This is a genomic window from Phenylobacterium sp., assembly GCF_036263695.1.
Classification (GTDB): Bacteria; Pseudomonadota; Alphaproteobacteria; order Caulobacterales; family Caulobacteraceae; genus Phenylobacterium.
Map to the genome: position 1 here is coordinate 1 of NZ_DATAGM010000308.1, position 3,606 is coordinate 3,606.

At 67.3% G+C, this 3,606-nt stretch carries 4 protein-coding genes and 1 pseudogene; 4 read left to right on the plus strand and 1 reads right to left on the minus strand.

Going from position 1 to position 3,606, the window contains the following annotated elements; genetic code table 11:
• On the minus strand, window positions 1-922 hold a 922-nt coding region (locus VHK87_RS12530), incomplete at its 3' end, for a histidine kinase dimerization/phospho-acceptor domain-containing protein (protein ID WP_329635232.1).
• A 154-nt stretch (window positions 923-1,076) separates the two neighbouring features.
• Here VHK87_RS12530 and VHK87_RS12535 point away from each other — a divergent pair.
• The 4 genes and pseudogenes from VHK87_RS12535 to VHK87_RS12550 all read left to right on the plus strand — a co-directional run.
• Window positions 1,077-1,415, plus strand: a complete 339-nt coding sequence (locus VHK87_RS12535; RefSeq protein WP_329635233.1) for a hypothetical protein — start codon at window positions 1,077-1,079, stop codon at window positions 1,413-1,415.
• A gap of 62 nt (window positions 1,416-1,477) precedes the next feature.
• Window positions 1,478-1,903, plus strand: a complete 426-nt coding sequence (locus tag VHK87_RS12540) for a hypothetical protein (protein WP_329635234.1) — start codon at window positions 1,478-1,480, stop codon at window positions 1,901-1,903.
• A gap of 108 nt (window positions 1,904-2,011) precedes the next feature.
• On the plus strand, window positions 2,012-3,196 hold the full coding sequence (locus tag VHK87_RS12545; RefSeq protein ID WP_329635235.1) for a phosphoserine transaminase: 1,185 nt from the start codon (window positions 2,012-2,014) through the stop codon (window positions 3,194-3,196).
• A gap of 90 nt (window positions 3,197-3,286) precedes the next feature.
• A pseudogene (locus VHK87_RS12550) lies at window positions 3,287-3,606 on the plus strand (phosphoglycerate dehydrogenase); the annotation flags it as partial.

Here is a 3,606-nt window from a genome sequence, read left to right on the forward strand (position 1 = left end):
CCAGCAGCAGGCCGCCGGACTGGCGGATCACGTCCAGGCGCTCGCGTTGGCCCTTCGGCAGTTTGTCCATGGCCATCACTTCGGCCATGGCCAGCACGCCGTTCAGCGGCGTGCGGATCTCGTGGCTCATGTTGGCCAGGAAGTGGCTCTTGAGGACGTTGGCGGCGTCGGCCGCTTCCTTGGCCAGCACCAGCTCGTCCAGCGTCCGCCTCAGGTCCTGCTCGCGCAGGTCGAGCTTGTGGAGCAGATGGTTAAAGCTGTCGGTAAGGCTCTGGAACAATTCATCCTTCGCCTTAACGTTTGCGGGCTCGAACGCGCCGCCTTCGGCCACCTGCCGCATGGCGTCGGACAGCTTCATCACCGGGGCGATCACCCGCCCGGCCAGCCCTCGGGCGAGGAAGAGCGCCACCCCCAGGCCGCCGAAGAACAGCGCGGCGGTGAGGGCGATGAATTGGGGCAGCATGGCCGCGAGCGAGGGGCTCTTCACGGTCAGCGAGAGCTCGCCGATGGCGCGCCCGTGCTGCAGCACGGGCGCGGCCACCACCGAGCCGGAGGCGGCGCCGGCCTCGGCGTTCGGGCCGACGTAGGTGGCCACGGCCTGCCCCCGCGAGTCGACCAGCTTGGCCGAGAGGATCTGGTCGGAATGCTTCAGCCCGCCGATGGCCTCTGCGGCCCAGACGGGGTCGCCCGACGCCAGGGCTGGCGCGGCGGCGCTGGCGGTGATCTGGGCGACGGCCTCGTGGCCGTGGCGCAGCTGCTCGCGCGCCACCGCCCACTGCTGGAGCATGAAGGTGACGCAGGCGGCGACCAGCACGACGACGGTGGTGATCAGGGCCACGCTCGCCACGCGGGCGTGGAAGGTCGCCCCCTGGGCTTCGGCCGCAGTGTCGTCCCGCTCGGTCGTGAGGGTGTCGAAGCCCATGGTGAATGCGTCTTACGCGAGAGTTCCTAACCAAACGTCGCTGTGTCTGGTGAACCACAGTGCAACTTTCGCGATAGACCGACGCAGATTTAGGCTTCCTTAAGCTTAACAATTCCTTTAGCTTGGTTATCGCCAGGTTAACGGGAGCTGTTTCATGGATAAGGTTTTTGTCGCGCAGCGGGTCGCCAACAAGCTGTTCGCGACCGAAGACAAGTTGGATGCGGCTCTCGCGGAAGCCGCTGAACTGATGAGCGAAATGCTCGCCGCTCGTAACGAGCTGAACTTCTCGCGCTCGGTGGGCGACGAAGCCCTCGTTAAGCTGCTGGACGCCATGAAGACGATGGGCGAGGCCCGCAGCACCATGGTGGCGATGCACGCCGACCTCTACGAGGCCAAGCTGCGCCTCGGCATCCGCACCAAGATGGGCGGCGAGATCACTGTCACGGCGGCCCGTGACGAGCAGGAGCCTGCGGTCGCGCGTCACGCCGGCTAACTGCCAAGGTTGCAAGACTTTAACTAGGTTTGCGCCTCTAATGAGAGTTAGAGGCGCAAATCATGTACCTTCTGACGATCGCAACATTGCTGGTAGGCGTTTTCGCCTACTGGAAGGGCGGCCCGGCCGAGAAAATATGTGGCGTGGCGAACGTTGTTGTCGCCGCGCTCTACATCGTCTGCCAGGCGCTGATCGCCGCCGGCGCCGAGCTGCAGGTGATGCTCCTGCTCATTGATTGCGGACTCGCGCTGGTTTTCCTGGCGCTCGCGGTCCGCTACGCGAGCCTCTTCCTCGGGGCGGCGATGATCCTCCAGGCGGCCCAGTTCTCACTGCACGCCTACTACATGGTCTCCGAGCGGCTGATGGACGCCGGCTATCGCACAGCCAACAACGTCATCAGCTGGATGGTGCTGGCCTGCATCGTCGTGGCGACCCTGGTCTCCTGGTCCAAGCGCCGGGCGACCGCCTCCGCCGCCCGCCCGGCCTGACGCGCCGATTTCGCACCTGCAGCAACAATTCACTTGCCCTTAAGGCGGATTCGCGTTCTCTCCGCCCCGGGCCACGCCCTCCCAACGGGGCGCTGCCCATCTGCAAGGATGGGAGACATCGCAGTGACCACCACGCCTAAGCCGGCCATGCGGCCGGCTCGACCCGAATTTTCATCCGGCCCGTGCGCCAAGCGCCCCGGATGGACCCCCGAAAATCTCAGAGCCGCCGTGCTCGGCCGGTCGCACCGGTCCAAGCTCGGCAAGGCGCGTCTGAAGGAGGCCATCGACCGCACCCGCGAGGTGCTCGAGGTTCCGGACGACTACCTGATCGGCATCGTGCCGGGCTCGGACACCGGCGCGGTCGAGATGGCCATGTGGTCGATGCTCGGCGCCCGCCCTGTGCAGCTCCTGGCGTTCGAGAGCTTCGGCAAGGACTGGGTGACCGACGTCACCAAGCAGCTGAAGCTGCCGGCCGAAGTGCTGGAGGCGCCCTACGGCCAGCTTCCCGACCTCTCCAAGGTCCGACCCGACGCCGACCTGGTGTTCACCTGGAACGGCACCACCTCGGGCGTGCGCGTGCCTAACGCCGACTTCATCTCGGCCGACCGCGAAGGCATCGTCATCTGCGACGCCACCAGCGCCGCCTTCGCCCAGGACCTGGACTGGGCCAAGCTCGATGTCGTCACCTTCTCCTGGCAGAAGGCCCTCGGCGGCGAAGCCGCCCACGGCGTGCTGATCCTTGGGCCCCGCGCCGTCGCCCGCCTGGAGAGCTACGCCCCCGCCTGGCCGCTGCCCAAGCTGTTCCGCATGACCAAGGGCGGCAAGGTCAGCCTCGACATCTTCGAGGGTGCGACGATCAACACCCCGTCGATGCTGGCGGTGGAGGATGCGGTCGACGCGCTGAAGTGGGCCGCCTCCATCGGCGGACTGCCGGAGATGAAGCGCCGGGCCGATTCCAACCTGGCGGCGCTCGCCGCCTGGGTGCAGCGCGCGCCCTGGGCCGCCTTCCTGGCGGAGGATCCGGCGACCATCTCCAACACCTCGGTGTGCCTGAAGATCATCGACCCGCGCGTCTCCGGCCTCTCCGACGCGGCCCAGCAGGACTTCATCAAGAAGCTCTCGGGCCTGCTGGAGAAGGAAGGGGTGGCTTACGACATCGCGGGCTACCGCGACGCCCCGGCCGGCCTTCGCATCTGGTGCGGCGCGACCGTCGAGGTCTCCGACGTGGAGGCGCTCACGCCCTGGCTCGACTGGGCGTTCGAAACGGTCGTCGCCGAACTTCAGGCCGCCTGAGCGCCCGCGCGCTGCCGCCCTCCCATCCCAACTCAGCCCCCCTGCGCCTGCCGGCGCAGGGGCGGCCGCAAGCCAAACGGAATCACGCACATGGCGCCCCGCGTCCTCATCGCTGACAAACTCTCCCCCGCCGCCGTCGACATCTTCAAGCAGCGCGGCGTCGAAGCCGACGTGAAGACCGGCCTTTCCAAGGACGAGCTGCTCAAGATCATCGGCGACTACGACGGCCTGGCCGTCCGCTCGGCCACCAAAGCCGACAAGGACGTCATCGCCGCCGCCGCCAAGAAGCTGAAGGTGATCGGCCGCGCCGGCATCGGGGTCGACAACGTCGACATCCCCGCCGCCACCGCCGCCGGCATCGTGGTGATGAACACCCCGTTCGGGAACTCGATCACCACGGCCGAGCACGC

Excerpts from the sequence above, each read along its gene's own strand:
- VHK87_RS12535 (WP_329635233.1), top strand. The coding sequence starts at position 1,077 with ATGGATAAGGTTTTTGTCGCGCAGCGGGTCGCCAACAAGCTGTTCGCG.
- VHK87_RS12540 (WP_329635234.1), top strand. The coding sequence starts at position 1,478 with ATGTACCTTCTGACGATCGCAACATTGCTGGTAGGCGTTTTCGCCTAC.
- VHK87_RS12545 (WP_329635235.1), top strand. The coding sequence starts at position 2,012 with ATGGGAGACATCGCAGTGACCACCACGCCTAAGCCGGCCATGCGGCCG.